This is a genomic window from Knoellia sp. AC549 (genome assembly GCF_979258975.1).
In genome coordinates, this window is record NZ_OZ409890.1 from 3,540,771 (window position 1) to 3,560,606 (window position 19,836).

Annotated in this window: 18 protein-coding genes and 1 pseudogene; 16 read left to right on the plus strand and 3 right to left on the minus strand. The window is 69.2% G+C overall.

Annotated features, from left to right (window positions below; translation table 11 throughout):
• Genes ACZZ98_RS17220 through ACZZ98_RS17235 form a run of 4 tightly spaced genes read left to right on the plus strand, consistent with a single transcriptional unit; the run spans position 1 to position 4,979 of the window.
• On the plus strand, positions 1–984 hold the full coding sequence (locus ACZZ98_RS17220; protein ID WP_463517390.1) for a carbohydrate ABC transporter permease: 984 nt from the start codon (positions 1–3) through the stop codon (positions 982–984).
• Positions 981–1,859 carry a carbohydrate ABC transporter permease gene (locus tag ACZZ98_RS17225; protein WP_463517391.1) on the plus strand — a complete coding sequence of 293 codons (879 nt, stop codon included), beginning with the start codon at positions 981–983 and terminating at the stop codon, positions 1,857–1,859. Before ACZZ98_RS17220 ends, ACZZ98_RS17225 begins: the two co-directional genes overlap by 4 nt.
• A 32-nt stretch (positions 1,860–1,891) precedes the next feature.
• The gene (locus tag ACZZ98_RS17230) at positions 1,892–2,896 is read left to right on the plus strand and encodes a glycoside hydrolase family 43 protein (RefSeq protein ID WP_463517392.1); all 1,005 of its coding nucleotides are present in this window, start codon (positions 1,892–1,894) and stop codon (positions 2,894–2,896) included.
• Entirely contained in the window at positions 2,889–4,979 is a 2,091-nt protein-coding gene (locus ACZZ98_RS17235) for a family 43 glycosylhydrolase (RefSeq protein WP_463517393.1), read from the plus strand. The genes ACZZ98_RS17230 and ACZZ98_RS17235 overlap by 8 nt, the downstream gene beginning before the upstream one ends.
• A gap of 30 nt (positions 4,980–5,009) precedes the next feature.
• On the opposite strand, the gene ACZZ98_RS17240 is transcribed toward ACZZ98_RS17235, so the two are convergent.
• On the minus strand, positions 5,010–5,258 hold the full coding sequence (locus ACZZ98_RS17240; RefSeq protein ID WP_463517394.1) for a hypothetical protein: 249 nt from the start codon (positions 5,256–5,258) through the stop codon (positions 5,010–5,012).
• Positions 5,259–5,319: 61 nt separating this feature from the next.
• Between ACZZ98_RS17240 and pdxT the strand changes: the two genes are divergently transcribed.
• The 10 genes and pseudogenes from pdxT to ACZZ98_RS17290 all read left to right on the plus strand — a co-directional run bounded on the left by pdxT (position 5,320) and on the right by ACZZ98_RS17290 (position 15,718).
• Positions 5,320–5,922, plus strand: a complete 603-nt coding sequence (pdxT, locus tag ACZZ98_RS17245) for a pyridoxal 5'-phosphate synthase glutaminase subunit PdxT (RefSeq protein ID WP_463517395.1) — start codon at positions 5,320–5,322, stop codon at positions 5,920–5,922.
• 139 nt (positions 5,923–6,061) lie between these two features.
• Positions 6,062–6,824, plus strand: a pseudogene (locus ACZZ98_RS17250) (YebC/PmpR family DNA-binding transcriptional regulator).
• A gap of 86 nt (positions 6,825–6,910) precedes the next feature.
• Positions 6,911–7,423, plus strand: coding sequence for a crossover junction endodeoxyribonuclease RuvC (gene ruvC / locus ACZZ98_RS17255; RefSeq protein WP_463517396.1), 513 nt, complete (start codon positions 6,911–6,913; stop codon positions 7,421–7,423).
• Positions 7,420–8,025, plus strand: a complete 606-nt coding sequence (gene ruvA / locus ACZZ98_RS17260) for a Holliday junction branch migration protein RuvA (RefSeq protein WP_463517397.1) — start codon at positions 7,420–7,422, stop codon at positions 8,023–8,025. The genes ruvC and ruvA overlap by 4 nt, the downstream gene beginning before the upstream one ends.
• A 101-nt stretch (positions 8,026–8,126) precedes the next feature.
• Entirely contained in the window at positions 8,127–9,230 is a 1,104-nt protein-coding gene (gene ruvB, locus ACZZ98_RS17265) for a Holliday junction branch migration DNA helicase RuvB (RefSeq protein WP_463517802.1), read from the plus strand.
• A 139-nt stretch (positions 9,231–9,369) separates the two neighbouring features.
• A complete protein-coding gene (gene yajC, locus ACZZ98_RS17270) occupies positions 9,370–9,690 on the plus strand; it encodes a preprotein translocase subunit YajC (RefSeq protein WP_463517398.1) in 321 nt (106 codons plus the stop codon).
• 49 nt (positions 9,691–9,739) lie between these two features.
• Positions 9,740–11,596, plus strand: a complete 1,857-nt coding sequence (gene secD / locus ACZZ98_RS17275) for a protein translocase subunit SecD (protein WP_463517399.1) — start codon at positions 9,740–9,742, stop codon at positions 11,594–11,596.
• A gap of 55 nt (positions 11,597–11,651) precedes the next feature.
• Complete coding sequence (gene secF, locus ACZZ98_RS17280) at positions 11,652–12,860, plus strand: protein translocase subunit SecF (RefSeq protein ID WP_463517400.1); 1,209 nt, start codon at positions 11,652–11,654, stop codon at positions 12,858–12,860.
• Between the two features lie 287 nt (positions 12,861–13,147).
• Positions 13,148–13,417, plus strand: coding sequence for a phosphoribosyltransferase family protein (locus ACZZ98_RS17285; protein WP_463517401.1), 270 nt, complete (start codon positions 13,148–13,150; stop codon positions 13,415–13,417).
• Between the two features lie 9 nt (positions 13,418–13,426).
• Positions 13,427–15,718 (plus strand): RelA/SpoT family protein, encoded by a 2,292-nt coding sequence (locus ACZZ98_RS17290; protein WP_463517402.1) that lies wholly within the window; start codon positions 13,427–13,429, stop codon positions 15,716–15,718.
• Between the two features lie 253 nt (positions 15,719–15,971).
• Here ACZZ98_RS17290 and ACZZ98_RS17295 read toward each other — a convergent pair whose 3' ends face one another.
• Together ACZZ98_RS17295 and ACZZ98_RS17300 are read right to left on the minus strand one after the other, a co-directional pair.
• Positions 15,972–17,588: a DUF349 domain-containing protein gene (locus ACZZ98_RS17295; protein ID WP_463517403.1), complete on the minus strand. Its 1,617-nt coding sequence runs from the start codon at positions 17,586–17,588 to the stop codon at positions 15,972–15,974.
• Positions 17,589–17,590: 2 nt separating this feature from the next.
• Positions 17,591–18,379 (minus strand): peptidylprolyl isomerase, encoded by a 789-nt coding sequence (locus ACZZ98_RS17300; protein WP_463517404.1) that lies wholly within the window; start codon positions 18,377–18,379, stop codon positions 17,591–17,593.
• A 57-nt stretch (positions 18,380–18,436) separates the two neighbouring features.
• Here ACZZ98_RS17300 and ACZZ98_RS17305 point away from each other — a divergent pair, with 57 nt between their 5' ends.
• Positions 18,437–19,138 (plus strand): MBL fold metallo-hydrolase, encoded by a 702-nt coding sequence (locus ACZZ98_RS17305; RefSeq protein ID WP_463517405.1) that lies wholly within the window; start codon positions 18,437–18,439, stop codon positions 19,136–19,138.
• A 236-nt stretch (positions 19,139–19,374) separates the two neighbouring features.
• The gene (locus ACZZ98_RS17310) at positions 19,375–19,770 is read left to right on the plus strand and encodes a hypothetical protein (protein ID WP_463517406.1); all 396 of its coding nucleotides are present in this window, start codon (positions 19,375–19,377) and stop codon (positions 19,768–19,770) included.
• Positions 19,771–19,836: the final 66 nt, after the last annotated feature.

The window sequence follows — 19,836 nt, forward strand, 5'->3', positions numbered from 1 at the left end:
GTGAGCGCAATCGCGCCCGTTGCCGCCCAAGCACCTCCGGTGGAGAAGGCGGGCGGCAACGGGAAGGCCCCGAACGCCGACCCGGCCGTGATGCGCGCGGGACTCGGGACGGCCCTGCTCTTCCTGGGGCCCTACCTCGTCCTTTTCGCGACGTTCGTCCTCGGACCGATCCTCTACGGCCTGTGGATCAGCCTGCACCAGTGGGACTTCCTCCTGCCCGGCAAGCCGTTCGTCGGGCTGCAGAACTACGGCGACCTCTTCACGGGCGGCTCGACGACGTCAGGGCCGTTCTGGAACTCCATGCGCGCCACCGGCATCTTCACCCTGCTCAGCGTTCCGTTGCTCATGGTGCTGCCGCTGGCGCTGGCGGTCGCACTCAACAAGAAGTTCCGTGGGCGCAACCTCGTGCGGGCGATCTTCTTCGCTCCCTACGTCCTCGGCGTCGCTGTCATCGGTCTGCTGTGGCGCTACCTGCTCGACCCGAACGTCGGCGTCATCAACTACTACCTCGACCAGATTGGGATGGAGCGGATCCCGTTCACCACCGCCACGCCTTGGGTGTGGCTGGCGCTCGTGGTCCCGACGATCTGGTGGACCGCGGGCTACAACATGGTGATCTTCCTCGCCGGGCTCCAGGACATCTCCCCGGACCTCTACGAGGCGGCCGAGCTCGACGGGGCCAATGCGTGGCAGCGGTTCCGGCACGTCACGCTGCCCGGGCTGCGTCCGGTGACGATCTTCGTGCTGACCATCACGATCCTCGCCTCCGCCAACGTCTTCGGGCAGTCCTACCTCATCACCCAGGGCCAGCCGGGCGAGGAGACGCGCACGGTCATCATGCAGATCGGTGAGGAGGGGCTGCGTCAGTTCAACATGGGCGCCGCGTCCGCGATGAGCACCATCCTCACCCTCGTGCTGCTCCTCATCAGCCTGCTCAGCCTGTCGTTCCTCCGCGAACGCACACCGAAGGGGAAGACGGCATGAGCGTTGCCACCGAGACCGCCACGACCGAGGCCCCGCAGGACGCCCCCGAGGACGCCAAGCGAGGCGGTGTGGCCCGCGTCATCTTCCTGGGCCTGCTCAGCCTGCTGTTCCTCGCGCCACTGCTGTGGATGACCTCGACCTCGCTCAAGTCCACGGCCGAGGTCTCCCAGGCCGAGCTCAACTTCATCCCGGGCGAGGTGAGCACCGAGGGGTACCAGAAGATCCTCGACGCACCCCAGACCCCGGTCGGCACCTGGTTCCTCAACTCGATGCTCGCCGCGACGGGGCAGACAGTGCTGGTGCTCGTGGTCGCGACCATGGCGGCCTACGCGCTCGCCCGGTTGTCCTTCCCCGGGAAGAAGATCCTCACCGGCATGATCCTCGCCACTCTCTTCGTGCCGCCGATCTCGCTGCTCATCCCCAACTACGTCATCGTCTCCCAGCTGGGATGGCTCGACAGCCTCTCGGCCGTCATCGTCCCTGGCGCGGCCGGGGCCTTCGGGGTCTTCTTCCTGCGGCAGTTCTTCCTCGGCCTCCCGATCGAGCTGGAGGAGGCGGCGATGCTCGACGGCGCCGGTCGTTTCAAGACCTTCCTCACGATCATCGTCCCGCTGTCCCGCCCGGCCCTGGCGACCCTCGCCCTGCTGACGTTCCTCGCCAACTGGAACGACTTCCTCTGGCCGCTCTACGTGCTGTTCAGCCCCGAGCGGTTGACGATCCAGCCGGGCCTGTCCACGCTGCAGAGCGCCTACACGACCGACTACGCGACGATCCTCGCCGGGGGAGCGATCGCGAGCATCCCGGTGCTCATCCTCTTCCTCATCAGCCAACGGTTCGTCATCGAGGGCATCGCCCGCGGCGGCGTCAAGGGCTGAGCGCCATCCCTGCCGAGAACGCGGCCACGGCCGTGGCGTCCACACCGGACGCCACGGCCGAGCCCTCGCGGGTTCAGCCGCCCCTGTGGGACGGCTACTGCGCCGACCCGTTCGTGCTGCGGGCGGACGACGGGCGCTACGTCATGTACGGCACGACGCCGGTCCCGCTGCCCGAGGGACGCGCCTTCCAGGTGCTCGTCAGCGAGGACCTGGAGACATGGGAGGACGCCGGCGGCGCGCTCGTCGTCGGCGAGCGGCTGCCCGGCGCCGAGTACTGGGCCCCGGAGGTCGCGTACGCCGATGGTCGCTACTGGATGTACTACTCGAGCGGGATCGGGGACAAGGAGCACCGCCTGCGGGTGGCCACCTCACCGAGCGCCACCGGTCCGTTCGAGGACCTCGGCCTCGTCCTCACCCCGGACGTGCCGTTCGCGATCGACCCGTCTCCCTACCGCGCAGCCGACGGGTCATGGTGGCTCTTCTACGCCACCGACCTCGTCGAGGGGGACCGCCCGGGCACTGTCCTCGCCGTCCAGCAGCTGATCGAGATGACCGGGCTCGAGGGCGACCCGACCATCATCCTGCGGGCGACCGCGGACTGGCAGCGCTACGAGGCGGACCGCGAGATGTACGACGCCGTCCACGACTGGCACACCCTCGAGGGACCGTCCGTGATGGACGACGGCGACGGCGGGTGCCTGCTGCTGTACTCCGGTGGCAACTGGCAGACGCCCGGCTACGGGGTCGCGGTGGCCACCGCGCCGTCCCCTCAGGGCCCGTGGCGCGAGGACGTTGATCTGGGTCCGATCGTCACGAGCGCCGGCACCGGTCTCATCGGTCCCGGCCACTGCAGCGTGCTCACCGACGAGGACGGGTCCCGGCACCTGTTCCTCCACGCCTGGGACCCGTCCCTCGAGCGGCGGCGGCCCCACCGCCTGGCGCTCCACGTCGACGGCCGACAGGTCTCTGTGTCATCTGACGAACCCGCACCACCTCATCAGCACCACTCCCTGCACGAAGGACACGGCCATGAGTGAGACCGCACGAAGGACCGGACACACAACTACCGGCAGGCGCCACCGACGCAGGCCCGGCGCGCTGCTGGCGCCGATGGTGGCGGCACTGAGCCTGCTGGTCGTCGCCCCGACGGCCTCGTCGGCCGCCGGCGTGCCGGCGAGCGCCCAGGCCGCCCCCGACGCCAGGGCCGCCAAAGCCGCCCCGGCCAAGGCCGCCCCGGCCAAGGCCGCCCCGGCGAAGGCGAAGCCGGTGACGACGAGCTACGAGAACCCCTTGGCCCCGGTGGTCCCGGGTGACGGCACGGTCGACAGCTGCGCCGACCCGATGATCCTCCAGGGGCAGGACGGCGAGACGATCAACGGGGAGCAGGTCTGGTACATGTACTGCACCACCGACCCGCTCAACGACGAGGACGTCGACGCCAACGGCGACCCGATCTTCCACCGGATCCCGATGAACGTCTCCACGGACCTCGTCAACTGGACCTATGTCGGAGACGCCTTCCCGCTCGACGGCGGCGACCTCCCGGACTGGATCGACCCCACCGCCGCCTTCTGGGCCCCGGAGGTCGTCTACTCCAGCGCGACGGACCAGTACTACCTCTTCACCACGGTGACCGAGACGACCGCCGCGGGTGGGGGCTCGGACACCTGTCGCGGTGACGGAGCGATCGGAGTCGCGGTCGCCGACAGCCCCACCGGTCCGTGGACCTGGAGCGACGAACCGGTCGTCCAGCCCCGCAAGGACCCGGGCGGCGGCGAGTGCTCCTACTTCTGGACGTTCGACCCGGACGTTCTGGGCGACACCGTCACCGACAAGGGCATCCTCTACTACGGCTCCTACTACGGCGGCATGTTCGTCACCGACGTGAACTTCACCGAGACCGGCGTGACGGCAGTGACCAGGACGACCACCGACGACACCCGCATCGCGATCGGCAACCGCTACGAGGGGTCCAACGTCGTCGAGAAGGACGGCTACTTCTACCTCTTCGCCTCGGCCACGAACTGCTGCAACGGTGCGCTGACCGGCTACAGCGTCTTCGTCGGCAGGTCGAGCAGCCCCTACGGACCCTTCGTCGACAAGGAGGGCAACTCCTTCCTCGAGGCCAACGTGGGCGGCACGCCCTTCCTCACGATGAACGGCAACCGCTGGGTCGGAACCGGTCACAACTCGGTCTTCGTCGACGAGGGAGGCCAGTGGTGGACCGTCTACCACGCCGTCGACCAGGAGGACCCGTTCTACGACTTCGCGACCGGCTTCACCAAGCGACCGGCCCTGCTCGACCCGGTCGACTGGGTGAACGGCTGGCCCGTCGTCAACGGTGGTGCGGGCGCCTCCGACACGAAGATGCCCGCCCCCGCAGCGCAGCCGGGTGAGCGCTCCCGCTATCGCACCCAGCTCGTCAAGCCGCAGGTCGTCGGGCAGCTGCTCGACCGCGACGAGTTCTCCGGAACCACGATCGACGGCGACTGGTCCTGGGCGCAGGGACGAGTGGGCGACGCCACGGTCGCCGGCGGGGTCCTGCGCTGGGAGGTCGAGCACACCGACCTCTACGTCGACAGCGACACCGCCTCGGTGCTCGTGCGTGACGCACCCGTGGGTGACTACGTCGTCGAGACCAAGGTGCGCCTCACTGGCCTGCCCGACGAGGGGTGCTGCTTCAACTACGCCCAGGCAGGCCTCGTGGTGTACGAGGACGACGACAACTTCATCAAGCTGACGAGCGCCTCGATCTGGGAGACCCGGCAGACGGAGTTCGCCAAGGAGCTCAACCCCGCGCCAGCAGGCTGGAGCCGTTACGGCAACACCGTCGTCGGCCCCCCCGGGGACGACTGGACCTGGTTGCGCATCGTCGTCGAGCGGCTCAGCGGTTCCGAGCAGCGCGAGGCCGGTGGCGACACCGAGCGCTACAGGGCATACACGAGCCAGGACGGCGTGACCTGGGTGCGCGGCGGCGTCTGGACCCACAGCCTCGGGGATGACGCCCGCATCGGCCTCGTGTCGATGGGTGCCACCGACCAGGTGACCTCACCCATCACGGCGGAGTTCGACCACGTCCGGGTCTACGGAGTCAAGGGAGGCGCCAGGCCGCAGCCCTGACCCGGCAGCTCACCGACGTCCGTCGCCTCCTCAGCCGAGGAAGCGGCGGACGTCGGTGTGTTCCTCGCCCGAGTGGACGTGCTCGACGATGCGCTCCCGTGTCGCCTCGTCCAGCTCCAGGCCGGCCTCGTCGAGCGCCTTGTCGAGCTCCTCGCGCACGGTGCCCTCGGGTGCGCTCTCCTGCCACGAGAGGACCCGGTCGACCACCGCCTGCAGGGCCTCGACCCTTGCCTCCATGACCTCTGCCGACGTGTCGTCTCCGGGGTGTGATGTCGTCATGCGCCCAGCCTAGGTCGGCCACCGCCGCCGCAGGTGGCCAGCCGGACGTACGATTCCGGGCGTGAGCGCCCACCCCACCATCGGAGTCCTCGCCGTCCAGGGCGACGTGCGGGAACACGTCCAGGCGCTGGAGCTGGCCGGAGCCCGAGCCATCGCCGTGCGGCGCCCGACCGAGGTCGAGGCGATCGACGGCCTCGTCATCCCCGGCGGCGAGTCGACGACGATGGACAAGCTCGTCCGGATCTTCGACCTGCGCGAGCCGCTCGTCGCTCGACTGCGGGACGGCCTCCCGGCATACGGGTCCTGCGCCGGCATGATCATGCTCGCCGACCGCATCCTCGACGGGCACCGCGACCAGCAGACCCTCGGAGGCCTCGACATCACGGTGCGCCGCAACGCCTTCGGGCGACAGGTGGACTCGTTCGAGGAGGACCTGCGCATCCGTGAGCTCGGCCCCGAGCCGGTGCGGGCCGTGTTCATCCGCGCGCCCTGGGTCGAGGACGTCGGCGATGCCGTGCAGGTGCTTGCCTCGGTGCGGGTCCAGGGCGCCGACCACCCCGTGGCCGTGCGCCAGGGCAACCTCGTCGCGACGAGCTTCCATCCCGAGGTGACCGGCGACCACCGCGTCCACGCCTGGTTCACCGACCTCGTCCGCCGCGCCTGACGCATTCGGTCACCCACTGCGGTGGGTATGCCGCCCACGTCGCCGGACGCAGCGGCTCCAGCACCGCAGACTGGCCCACACGGCACACGGCTTAGGATCGTCCGCGAGTCCTGCACGTTCGACAGCACGAGGAGACACCTTGTCCGGCCACTCCAAATGGGCGACGACGAAGCACAAGAAGGCTGTCGTCGATGCCAAGCGCAGCAAGCTCTTCGCCAAGCTGATCAAGAACATCGAGGTCGCCGCCCGCACCGGCGGTGGCGACATCACCGGCAACCCGACGCTCTACGACGCCATCCAGAAGGCCAAGAAGAGCTCGGTGCCCAACAACAACATCGACAACGCGGTCAAGCGCGGTTCGGGCGCGACGGCAGGTGGCTCCGACTGGGAGACCATCACCTACGAGGGCTACGCGCCCGGCGGTGTCGCGATCCTCATCGAGTGCCTCACCGACAACCGCAACCGCGCGGCCGCCGAGGTCCGCACCGCGCTCACCCGCAACGGCGGGCAAGCTCGGTGACCCTGGTTCGGTCGCCTATGTCTTCGACCGCAAGGGGGTCGTCGTCGTCCCGAAGTCCGAGTCGGTCGACGAGGAGCGCATCCTCGAGGTGGTCCTCGAGGCCGGCGCCGACGAGGTCAACGACCTGGGCGAGGCGTTCGAGATCGTGTCCGAGGCGAGCGACTTCGTTGCCGTGCGTAAGGCCGTGCAGGACGCGGGCATCGACTACGACTCCGCCGAGGCGTCGTGGGTCCCCAACCTCCAGATCGAGCTCGACCTCGACGGGGCCAAGAAGATGATCCGGGTCATCGACGCGCTCGAGGACTCCGACGACGTCCAGGACGTCTTCGCCAACGGCGACATCCCCGACGACGTCCTCGCGGAGCTGAACGACGAGGAGTGACCCGCGTGTTGCTGCCCGCCGGCCTCGACGACGCTGTGTAGCGTGGCACCGAACATCTGTTCGGTTGCAACTGGAAGGCGGCGCGCGTGCGCGTTCTCGGGATGGATCCCGGTCTCACCCGGTGCGGACTCGGCGTCGTCGACGGCCGGGCCGGCCGGGCCGCGATGGTCGCGGTGGGCGTCGTGCGCACCCCCTCTGACGCCGAGCCGTCGCAGCGCCTCATCTTCCTCGAGCGCGAGCTCGACGGCTGGCTCGACAAGTTCGCACCCGACGTCGTCGCGGTCGAGCGGGTCTTCGCCGACACCAACGTCACCCAGGTCATGAACACGGCCCACGCCACGGCGATCGCGCTGCTCACCGCCGGCAAACGCGGCATACCGGTCGTCTTCCACACGCCCACCGAGGTCAAGGCGTCGGTGACCGGCAGCGGTCGGGCCGACAAGGCCCAGGTCACCGCCATGGTCACCCGGATCCTCAAGCTCGACTCCCCGCCGAGGCCCGCCGACGCCGCCGACGCACTGGCCCTGGCGATCTGCCACCTCTGGCGCGGCGCGGCGACAGCTCGCCTCGAGGCTCTCGCGAAGGCGAGCGTCCGATGATCGCCTCCCTGTCCGGCAAGGTCGGCCACGTGGGGCTCGACCGCGTCGTCATCGAGGTCGGGGGCGTCGGCATGCTCGTCCACACGACCCCTCGCCAGGCCGGTGAGGTGCGCACCGGCCAGGACGTCACGGTCTCGACGACGCTCGTCGTGCGCGAGGACTCGCTGACCCTCTTCGGCTTCGGGTCCGCGTCCGAGCGCGACATGTTCGAGACGGTGCAGACCGTGTCAGGTGTGGGGCCACGGCTCGCGTTGGCGATGCTCTCGGTGCTCACGCCCGACGAGGTGAGTGCCGCCCTGCGGGCAGGCGACCTCGCGACCCTGACCAAGATCCCCGGGGTGGGCAAGAAGAGCGCCGAGCGTCTCGTGCTCGAGCTCAAGGACAAGGTGGGTATGCCGTCCGGCTCGCCGGGTGCCGACGTCACCCCCTCTGCCGCCTCCCTCGGCGACGCCAAGCGCGACCAGGTCGCCGAGGCCCTCGTCGGCCTGGGCTGGTCGGCCAAGCAGGCGACCGACGCCGTCACGGGCGTGGCGGCAGCGGCCGATCCCGAGGCCTCGGTCGCGGCGCTGCTGCGGATGGCTCTGCGCGAGCTGGGCCGATGAGTGCGGCGCCGATGACACCACCCATGAAGCCGACGTCGACGAGCGCTGACGATCCCGGCGGCAGCACCAAGGGCTTCCGGTCCGACATCGTCGAGGCCGGGATGTCCGGGCTCGGTGACGACAGGCACTCCGACGGCTCGCTCGACGCGACCGCGCGGATCGTCGACGCCGGGGCGGACAGCGACGACGAGCGCGTCGTCGAGGCGGCCCTGCGGCCCAAGCGCCTGTCCGAGTTCCCCGGGCAGACCCGCGTGCGTGACCAGCTCGGGCTCGTCCTCGAGGCGGCGCGACGCCGGGGGAGCGTGCCCGACCACATCCTGCTGTCGGGCCCGCCCGGGCTCGGCAAGACCACCCTGGCACTCATCGTGGCCGCGGAGCTGGAGCGGCCCATCCGGATCACCTCCGGACCGGCCATCCAGCACGCGGGCGACCTGGCTGCGGTGCTCTCGTCGCTCGACGAGGGCGAGGTGCTCTTCCTCGACGAGATCCACCGCATGTCACGTGCGGCCGAGGAAATGCTCTACCTCGCCATGGAGGACTTCCGGGTTGACGTCATCGTCGGCAAGGGGCCGGGCGCGACTGCGATCCCCCTGGAGCTGTCACCCTTCACCGTCGTCGGGGCCACGACGCGGTCAGGGCTGCTGCCGGCGCCGCTCCGGGACCGATTCGGGTTCACCGGCCACCTCGACTACTACGCCGCCAGCGACCTGACGACGATCCTGCGCCGCTCCGCCGGGCTGCTGGGCGTCAACGCCGACGAGGCGGGCATCACCGAGATCGCCGGCCGGTCACGCGGCACGCCACGCATCGCCAACCGTCTGCTCCGCCGGGTGCGCGACTGGGCCCAGGTCCACGGCATGGGCAGCGTCGACCTCGAGGCCGCGCACCAGGCGCTGCGCCTCTTCGACGTGGACGACGCCGGCCTCGACCGGCTCGACCGCGCCGTGCTCGACGCCCTCTGCCGTCGTTTCGGCGGCGGGCCCGTCGGGCTCTCGACGTTGGCGATCGCCGTCGGGGAGGAGTCCGACACCGTCGAGACCGTGGCCGAGCCCTATCTCGTGCGCGAGGGATTCATGGTGCGCACGCCGCGAGGACGAGCCGCGTCGGCCAAGGCCTGGACACATTTGGGTCTCACTCCTCCTCGCGATCTGCTGACCCAGGACGTTTTGCCGCTGGGTGAGGGGCCCGGTCGGCTCGGCGGGTGACCTCGGGCACTCCCTCGGGGTGTCGTGCGTTGGTCGAGGATGAACCCGTCACCTATGCTGGCTCGGCCCGGCGTCGCCCGGGCCATTGACGTGCCCGGCAGCGTTGCGGGTGCACTGAACCAGACTCGAAGGACACTCCATGAACTCCGGTGCCGGCGTCGGCAACCTCCTCGTGCTCGCCCTCCCACTCGCGCTGCTGGCCTTCCTCATGCTCAGCCAGCGCAAGCGTGGCCGGGCCGTGCAGGACTTCCAGGCAGCACTCACCGTCGGTGACGAGGTGGTCCTGACCTCGGGTCTCTACGGCACGATCATCACGCTCGACGACGTGGCCGCGACACTGGAGATCGCCCCCGGCGTCCAGGTGCGGGTGGACCGTCGCGCGATCGGGCTCAAGCAGCCGGGTTCAGACGCGACGCACGGCGACTCCGGCACGCCGGGCAGCACCACAGAGGCCAGCTGACATGGCGCAGATGAGTCACACGACTTTCGCGCGCCGTGCAATAGCGGCCATGGCCGTCCTCACGATCGCGCTCATGGGCCTGCTGTTCGGTGCCAACCAGTTCAGCAACGGCAGCTACGCCCCCAAGCTCGGCCTCGACCTGCAGGGTGGCACCCAGATCATCCTCGAACCGCGGCTCACGGGTGGCCGCGAGGTCTCTCCGGAGCAGATCACCCAGGCTCGGGACATCATCGTCCAGCGTGTCGACGCCGGTGGTGTCGCCGGCGCCGAGGTGACGACCCAGGGCGGCCGCAACATCGTCGTCAGCATGCCCGGGACACCGAGCAAGCAGGACGAGGACGCGATCCGCCGCTCGTCGCAGCTGCAGTTCCGACCGGTCCTGGCCATCGCGGCGGGCTCACCGCAACCGGCTCCGTCGGCCTCGCCGAGCGGGTCGGCCAGCCCGTCCCCGAGCGGCTCGGCCTCGCCGAGCGCCTCGCCGAGTGCCTCCCCGTCGGCGCCCGTGCCGTCCGCCAACCCGGTCAGCCCCTCGCCGAGCAACAACTCGGCCATCCCCGGGGCCCTGACCGCCGAGCCCAGCCCGTCACCATCGACCTCGCCGTCGCCGTCGCCCTCGGCCTCGCCGAGCGCGTCGCCCAGTGCGTCACCCAGTACCTCACCGAGCCCCAGCCCCAGCGGCTCGGCCTCGACCCCGGCTGGGGGCGACCCGTTCAGCCTCGAGCAGATCACGCCCGAGCTGACCGCCGCCTTCACGGCTCTGGACTGCAGCAAGGAGGGCGCCCTCGACGCCCTCGTCGATGACGAGACCAAGCCGATCGTCACCTGCGACGCCGACGGCACAGCGAAGTACATCCTCGGTCCCGTGGTCGTCTCCGGTGACAAGGTCTCCGACGCCGCCGCCGGCTACCAGGTCGGCGCCAACGGCCAGCAGACCTCGGTCGTCGAGATCCAGCTCAGCCTCAACGGTGAGGGCACCGAGCAGTACGCCGATGTCTCGCGCAAGATGGTCTCCCTCCAGCAGCCGCAGAACCAGCTGGCTGCCACCCTCGACTCGCGCGTCATCGTGGCTCCCTCCTTCAACGAGGCGATCCCCAACGGCAAGGCGAGCATCACGGGTGGCTTCGCCATCACCGAGGCTCGTGACCTCGCCCAGACGTTGAAGTTCGGCGCCCTGCCGATCTCGTTCGACCTGCAGACCCGTGAGCAGATCAGCCCGACCCTGGGTGGTGAGCAGCTGCGCATCGGCCTCATCGCCGGGCTCATCGGTCTCCTGCTCGTCGTCCTCTACTCGCTGGCGCAGTACCGCGTGCTCGGGTTCGTCACCATCGCCTCGATCCTCGTGGCGGGGCTGCTCACCTACCTCGCCATCACGATCCTCGGGTGGTCGCACAACTACCGACTCGACATGGCCGGTGTCACCGGTCTGATCGTCGCCATCGGCTTCACCGCGGACTCGTTCATCGTCTACTTCGAACGCATCCGTGACGAGCTGCGTGAGGGCCGTTCCCTCGAGAGCGCGGTCGCCACCGGTTGGGCTCGTGCCAAGCGGACGATCCTCATCGCCGACGGCGTGAACTTCCTCGCGGCCATCGTGCTCTACGTGTTGGCCAGCTCCAGCGTTCGTGGCTTCGCCTTCACCCTCGGGCTCACGACACTGCTCGACATCCTCATCGTCTTTCTCTTCACCCACCCCCTGGTCACGCTCCTTGCGCGGCTCAAGTTCTTCCGGAGTGGCCACCCGATGTCCGGGCTCGACCCGGACAAGCTCGGTGCCGTCAAGAAGACCTCGTATGCCGGCCGTGGCCGGTTCACGACGAACCCGCCCCGCACCACGGGCGCGAACCCGCCCCGCACAGCCGGAGCGAACCCGCCCCGCACTGCGGGCGCCGAAGGGACAGCCCGATGATCACCCCACAAAGTTCTGCGCTCCTTCGTCACTCCGATACTTTGCGAGGACCCCGATGAAGTTCGCCGATCTCGGAAACGACCTCTACACCGGCAAGCGATCCATCCCGGTCGTCGCCAGGCGCAAGTCGTTCTACCTCGTCTCGCTCCTGCTCATGGCGATCGCCATCGGGGGCCTCGGGATCAACAAGCTCAACCTGGGCCTGGAGTTCAGCGGTGGCTCGGAGTTCCGGGTCACGACCACGTCGGTCCCAGCTGACTACGAGGCGCAGGCGCGGGAGGCGCTGGGTGCAGCGGATGACTCCCAGGGTGTGCGTGTCTCCAAGCTCGGGACCAACACGGTCCGCGTCCAGACCGAGCGGCTGGATGATGCCGAGAGCGCCCGGGTGGCCACCGAGCTGGGCCAGACGTTCGAGGTCGGCGCCGACAAGGTGAGCTCGACCTTCATCGGTCCCTCCTGGGGTGACTCCGTCACGAAGCAGGCGCTTCGCGCGCTGGTGATCTTCCTCGTGCTCGTGGCGGCCGTGCTCGCGATCTACTTCCGCAACTGGAAGATGGCCCTCGCAGCCTTGCTCGCCCTGGTCCATGACCTCGTCATCACCGTGGGCATCTACTCGTTCACCGGGTTCGAGGTCTCCCCGGCCACGATGATCGGGTTCCTCACCGTCCTGGGCTACTCCATCTACGACACCGTCGTGGTCTTCGACAAGGTGCGGGAGAACACCAACGAGGCCTTCGCCAACGGACGGCTGTCCTTCGCCCAGGCCGCCAACCTCGCGGTGAACCAGACGTTGGTCCGCTCGATCAACACGACCGTCATCGGCATCCTGCCGATCCTCGCGGTCATGGTCGTCGGCGCGATCTTCCTCGGCCCGGGCACCCTGCTGGACCTCGCCCTCGTCCTCTTCATCGGGATCCTGATCGGTGCCTACTCCTCGATCTTCCTCGCGACACCGCTTCTCGTCACCCTGCGCGCCAAGGACGAGTCGGTGCTCGAGCTCGACAAGCGTGCGGCCCGGTCCCAGGCCAAGCGTGCCAAGGAGCTGGTCGGCGTGTCGGCGTCCGGGTCGTCTGCAGGCGTGACGGACTCGTCGGTCACCGATGGTCGGATCACCGAGGCGGACACCGACCCGGCACTGGTTTCGGCCTCGCCGATGGCCGAGGACGAGGGCTCTGCCACCGTGACCGGCCGGCAGGTCCACAAGTACGCCCAGTCCGGCCCACGCAACCAGCCCAAGCGACCGCCCAAGTCGCGACGCAAGTAGCCGCGTGGCCGCCGTCAGCGACCTCGTCGCAGCCCGACTGCGCGACGTCGAAGACTTCCCGAAGCCGGGCGTGGTGTTCAAGGACATCACGCCGCTGCTGGGAGACGGGGACGCGTTCGGTGCGGTGATCCGCGAGCTTGCGGCACGGCATACCGGCGCGGCGCAGCCGATCGACGCGGTGGCCGGGGTGGAAGCGCGAGGGTTCATCATCGGAGCCGCCCTGGCGCTCGAGCTGGGCGTCGGCTTCGTCCCCGTCCGCAAGGCCGGCAAGCTTCCCGGGCGAGACCGTGCAGCGGACCTACGACCTCGAGTACGGCACCGCGACGATCGAGGTGCACGCGGACGCGGTGCAGCCCGGACAACGGGTCCTGCTCGTCGACGACGTCCTCGCCACGGGCGGCACCGCCATTGCGGCCTGGGACCTGCTGACCGAGTGCGGCGCCGACGTCGTCGGCTTCGACACCATCGTCGAGCTGGCGTTCCTCGGTGGACGAGACGCGATGGGGGAGCGCAGCGTCCACGCCCTGCATGTCGTGGCCGGCACCGCGGACGCCTAGACTCCGTCCATGGCAGAGGAGACCACGCCGATACCGGTGCGCAGCGGGGCTACAGGCTCCCAACGCGCCCGCGCGCGTGCCCGCATCGCCATGTTCGGTGGGACCCGCACCTCGACCCACCCGGTCCTCGAGCCCCTCCTGACGTCGGTCCGCCGCACCCACCCCAAGGCCGACCTCACGGTCATCGAGCGGGCCTACGACGTCGCCGAGCGCGCCCACGAGGGCCAGATGCGCAAGAGCGGTGACGCGTACATCACGCACCCCCTCGCCGTGACGACGATCCTCGCCGAGCTGGGCATGACCCCGCCGACGCTGGCGGCCGCGCTGCTGCACGACACGGTCGAGGACACCGACTACCACCTCGACCAGCTCGAGAAGGACTTCGGCGCCGAGATCGCCATGCTCGTCGACGGTGTCACCAAGCTCGACAAGGTCACCTACGGCCAGGCCGCGCAGGCCGAGACCGTCCGCAAGATGGTCGTCGCGATGGCGCGCGACATCCGCGTCCTCGTCATCAAGCTGGCCGACCGGCTGCACAACGCGCGGACGTGGCGCTACGTCTCCAAGGAGTCGGCGCAGCGCAAGGCCCGCGAGACCCTCGAGATCTATGCACCGCTGGCGCACCGCCTCGGCATGAACACGATCAAGTGGGAGCTCGAGGACCTCTCGTTCCAGACCCTCTACCCCAAGGTCTACGACGAGATCGTGCGCCTCGTGGCCGATCGTGCCCCGGCCCGCGAGGAGTACCTCGCGACGGTCCGCGCCAACATCGACGGAGACCTGCGAGCGGCCAAGCTCAAGGCGACGGTCACCGGGCGACCCAAGCACTACTACTCCGTCTACCAGAAGATGATCGTCGGCGGACGCGACTTCGACCAGATCTACGACCTCGTGGCGGTGCGAGTGCTTGTCGACACCGTGCGCGACTGCTACGCGGCGCTGGGCGCGATGCACGCCCGGTGGACGCCGGTGCCGGGCCGCTTCAAGGACTACATCGCGACGCCGAAGTTCAACATGTACCAGTCGCTGCACACGACGGTCATCGGGCCCGAGGGCAAGCCGGTCGAGATCCAGATCCGCACGCACACGATGCACCGTCGCGCGGAGTACGGCGTGGCCGCCCACTGGAAGTACAAGGAGAAGTCCGGCGGCCCCGAGACGCCCTCTACGAGCAACACCGGCGCCAACGACATGGCCTGGCTGCGGCAGCTCCTCGACTGGCAGAAGGAGACCGCCGACCCCGGCGAGTTCCTCGAGTCGCTGCGGTTCGAGATCAACGCCAGCGAGGTCTACGTCTTCACGCCCAAGGGCCAGCTCGTCGGCCTGCCGGCCAACTCGACTCCGGTCGACTTCGCGTATGCCGTGCACACCGAGGTCGGCCACCACACCATCGGTGCCAAGGTCAACGGGCGCCTGGTCCCGCTGGAGTCGCGGCTGGACAACGGTGACACGGTCGAGGTCCTGACGTCCAAGGCCGACGGTGCCGGGCCGTCACGCGACTGGCTCTCGTTCGTCAAGTCCGCGCGTGCCCGCAACAAGATCCGCCACTGGTTCACCCTCGAGCGTCGCGAGGAGATGATCGACAATGGCAAGGAGTCGCTGGCCAAGGCGATGCGCAAGCGCAGCCTCCCGGTCGCGCGCCTGTCGTCCGTCGAGTCGCTGACCGGTGTCGCCGAGGAGCTCCGGCTCAGCGGCATCGACGGCCTGTATGCCGCGATCGGCGAGGGGCACGTCAGCGCCCAGCACGTCGTGGCGCGGCTCGTGGCCGCACAGGGCGGCGAGGAGTCGAGCGACGACCTCGCCGAGGTCACGATGCCTCGGCCCATCGCGAACCGTCGGCGACGCGCAGGGGACCCGGGCGTCGTCGTCAAGGGCACCTCGGACGTCTGGGTCAAGCTGGCCCGATGTTGCACGCCCGTGCCGGGCGACGACATCCTCGGGTTCGTCACGCGAGGCGCGGGGGTCTCCGTGCACCGCACCGACTGCACCAACGCCTCGTCGCTGCTCAGCCAGGACGACAAGATCATCGAGGTTGAGTGGGCCCCGACCGCCAACAGCATCTTCCTCGTCCAGCTCCAGGTCGAGGCGCTCGACCGCTCGGCCCTGCTCTCCGACGTCACCCGGGTGCTGTCCGAGAGCGGGGTCAACATCCTCAGCGCGTCGGTGCACACCTCACGCGACCGGGTGGCCGGTCTCAAGTTCACCTTCGAGATGGGCGACCCCAGCCACCTCGACCACGTCATCCGCAGCGTCCGGGGGATCGCCGGCGTCTTCGACGCCTACCGCATCACCCAGAACTAGGACTTCCCCGCGAGGGTCCCAGAGGCCCGTAGGGCGACGAGGCAGGCGGTGCGCGCGACCTTCAGCCCGGCGCGCCCACCGGAGAGCTGAAGCGCGGTGAGGTGGGTGCGTTCGGCCCACGACGGAGCGCGCTGGCCTACGAAGGCGCGCCGAACCGGAATCGGGCGCGCGAAGTCGGGGGACGACTGAGCGCCCACCTCACCGCGCAAAGCTCGGCAACCGGTAGGCGCGCCAGTCTGCGCTCAGAGAGGGCTCAGGAGCCGAACTCGTCGCCCGCGGCCTCGGCCTGCTTGAGCCACACCTGCTGCGACTCGAGCCGGGCGGTGAGGTCCTTGACCTTCTTCTCGTTGCCCGAGGCGGTGGCCTTGGCGAGGTCGGCCTCGATCGTCTCGATCGAGCTGCGGAGCTGGGTCACCATCGAGTTGGCCCGGGCGGCCACCTCGGGGTTGGACGACTTCCACTTCTTCTCGTCCTGCTCGCGGACGGCGGTCTCGATACGGCGGATCGCCTTCTCGGTGCGGTCGATGTCGGCCCGCGGCACCTTGCCCGCGGCGTCCCACTTGTCCTGGACCGTGCGGAGCTGCGCCTTGGCCTTCTCGAGGTCGGTGATGGGCAGGATCTGCTCGGCCTCCTTGAGGAGCTCCTCCTTGACGGCCAGGTTGGCGCGGAACTCCTCCTCCTCGACGGCAGAGACCTCGTCCTTGGCGTTGAAGAAGGTGTCCTGGGCCGTCTTGAAGCGCTCCCACAGGGCGTCGTCCTCGGTGCGCGAGGCGCGGCCCGCCTGACGCCACTGGTCCATGAGGTTCTTGAACGCACGTGCCGTCGGACCCCAGTCGGTGCTCGTGGCGAGGGCCTCGGCCTCCTTCACGAGCGACTCCTTGGTGCCCTTGGCCTCGGCGCGGGTGGAGTCGAGCTGGGCGAAGTAGGTGCGTCGGCCCTTGTCGAAGTGGTTGCGAGCGTGGCTGAAGCGCTGCCACAGCGAGTTCTCGGTCGGCTTGTCGAGCTTGGTCCCGGAGCGCTGGTGCTGCTTCCAGGTGTCGAGCAGCGCGCGCATCCGCTCACCGCTCTGCTTCCACTGGGTCTGGTCCGGATGCTGTCCCGCGATCGCCTCGGCCTCGGCGACGATGGCCTCGCGCTCGACGGTGGCCGCCGCACGTGCCTCGGCACGCGCTGCCTGCTCGGTCTCTCGCTTGGCAGCGAGCGCGGCCTCGATGGCGGTGACGCTGGCGTCCAGGGCGGCGAGGTCACCGACGACGTGGGCGTCGGCGATGTGGGCCTTGAGGGTGCTGAGGCCGTCGGCGACCTCCTTGGCCGCGACGTCCGGGTTGGCCACGCGCTGCACGAGGAGGTCGGCGGAGGCGGCGATCTCGTCGTACTTGCGGGCGAAGTACTGCAGGGCCTCGTCAGGGGACGCGCCCGGGTAGGAGCCGACCTCGCGTTCCTCGTCACCGACCTTGACGAAGACATGGCCCTCGTCGTCGACCCGACCGAACTTCGCCGAGTCGGAGTGCTCGTGTACGACGGGTGGTGTGACCGGAGGCGTGGGGCGGGCCGCCATCTTCGACGCAAGCGCGGCAGGGGAGGGAACGGACGGTTTGGGTGCGACCGGTGCCGGCGTCTCCTCGGCAGGAGCCGGTGTCTCCTCGGCGGGCGCCGGCGTCTCCTCGGTCGCGGGTGCCTGTTCGGCGTCGGGAGCCTCTGCGACGACGGGCGCCTCCTCGGCCGTGGGCGCCTCTTCGGCTGCCGGGGTCTCGTCGACAGCGGGAGCCTCCTGCGCTGCGGGACCCTCCTCCGCGACCTGTGGCGGCGTCTCGGCCTGGACCCCCACGGACTCGTCCGAGGGGGTGGTGCTCGTCGTCTCGTCGCTCACGGTTATGCCTTCTTCTCTGTCACTGCAACCCGAAGGATGCTGATGGGTGCCACTGGGGCACCGATGGTCTTCGACTCACCGCCGGGCTGAACGCCCGCCGCGGCGACCTTGTCGACGATATCCAAACCCTTGGTCACCGTGCCGAAGATTGTGTAGCCAGCTGGGTCCGGAAGGTTGGTGTCCCCGTTGATGATGAAGAACTGGCCACCGTTGCCGGCCTTGGGGTCAGGTGTGCGGGCCATCGCGAGCTGGCCGCGGTTGTACTTGCCGTCCTTGGGCGCGTTCTCCACGCCGAACCCGTAGCCGGGAGTGCCGTCACCGGCGCCCGTGGGGTCACCGCACTGGAGCAGCTTGAAGCCTTCGCCGACACCCAGGCGGTGGCAGGGGGAGTTGAGCCAGTAGTCCGCGCGAGCCAGCTGGATGAACGAGGCCACGGCCTGCGGTGCCTTGGCCCCGTCGAGGTCGATGACGATGTCACCGCAGTTCGTCGTCATCGTGGCCGTCCAGGTGGCGCCCTTGGCGGTCGCCTTGTCGGGCAGAGTGAGCTTGGCCGACGTGCCCAGCGGCTGCGGAGGTGGCGTGCAGCCAGCCGCGGTCTGGGCGGGCTCAGCGGCTTGCTCCGGACGGAGCGCGATGGTCAACCCGACGACGAGCGCCAGCACGACCGCGACGGTGGCCACGATCGCCGCGACCCGCCTGTTGCGGGCACGCCTCTCCGTGCGAGCAGCCTGCGTCGCCTGCTGCTTCTCCCACCGACGCCGGGCCCGGTCGCGTTCCTGCTTCTTCGTCACCCGGGTGAGTCTAGGGACGAGGTATGCCGGGTGCTCACCCGACTAGGGTTGGGCGGCGTGTTGACCATCGCCTTTCCTGCCGCAGCCTTCGGCACCAACTGCTACGTCCTCGCCACGGGTGAGGGTGAGGAGTGCCTCGTCGTCGACCCCGGCATCGGGATCGAGGAGACCCTGCGCGAGGTCCTGACCCAGCACCGCCTCAAGCCGACAGCGGTCCTGCTCACCCACGGGCACATCGACCACGTCTACTCGGTGACGCCCGTCTGCGGAGGCGACACCGCGGCATACATCCACTCGGACGACCGCTACCGCCTCGCCGACCCGCTCGGATCGGCGAGCGCTGGCCTCGTCGGGATGCTCGAGCAGCAGTTCGGTCAGAAGGCGACGTGGACCGAGCCGGGCAACGTCGTCGAGGTGACCGACCGCCAGTCATTGACGCTGGCGGGGCTGGACCTGGAGGTGCTGCATGCGCCGGGCCACACCGAGGGCTCGGTGATGTTCGGCTTCGACCGGCTGCCCGACGGCGTCCGCGCGCCCGAGGAGCTCGACCGCACCATGGTCACGGGCGACGTCCTCTTCGCCGGCTCCATCGGGCGCACGGACCTGCCGGGGGGCGACGGCTCCGCCATGGAACGTTCGCTGCGAGACGTCGTCCTGCCGTTGGCCGACTCCACCCTGGTCCTCCCCGGCCATGGCTCGGCGACGTCGATGCGCCGTGAGCGGAGCACCAACCCCTACCTGCGAGGATTGAATACCTGACCCGCGTCGCTTGCGCGTGAAGGCCAGCCTCACGGGTTCCGTCTGTGTGTGAGCGCCTACATGGATACGGTCGAAACATGGATCCCGCAATGGCTGCTGCGCTTATCGGAGTTGGAGGGTCTCTCGTGGGCTCGGTCGTTGGCGCGGTTGTTGGGGGCCGGATGGCAGCCAAGGCAGCTCGGGACGCCATGGATGTCCAATGGGCTCGGGAATCCGACGATCGCGCACGAGAGCGATTGACCGAGCAGATCGGCCAAGTCGAGCGCCTCTTTGCCGACCTCGCGACCTCGTTGATGGACGGTCAGACGCCAGACCTTGCTCACCTCCAGCGGGCCACCACCGGGCTGCTCCACATCTTCGTCCTCTCGGCCAGAACATCGCCCCGGCTCTCAACCGCACTGACCGATGCAGTAACCGACATCAATGCGGCTTGGACTTCGCGAGACCGGACGGCCTTGAGAGCACAGTTGGCTGCGGCCCATTGGCCCCTTGCAGCCTGGGTCACTGATCCAGACGCGTTCGAGCAATTTTCCGACGAGTTCGTCGCTGATTACATGAAGCAACAGAGACAAGCAGTCATGGATAAGGACGCAGGCAGCACATCGAAGCCTGCCGACCAGACGGAAGCCTGAGCACTCGGGTTATCTATCTGGCGCTCGCGTTGGACACCAGCGCACCTGCTAACTACCCCGATGCAT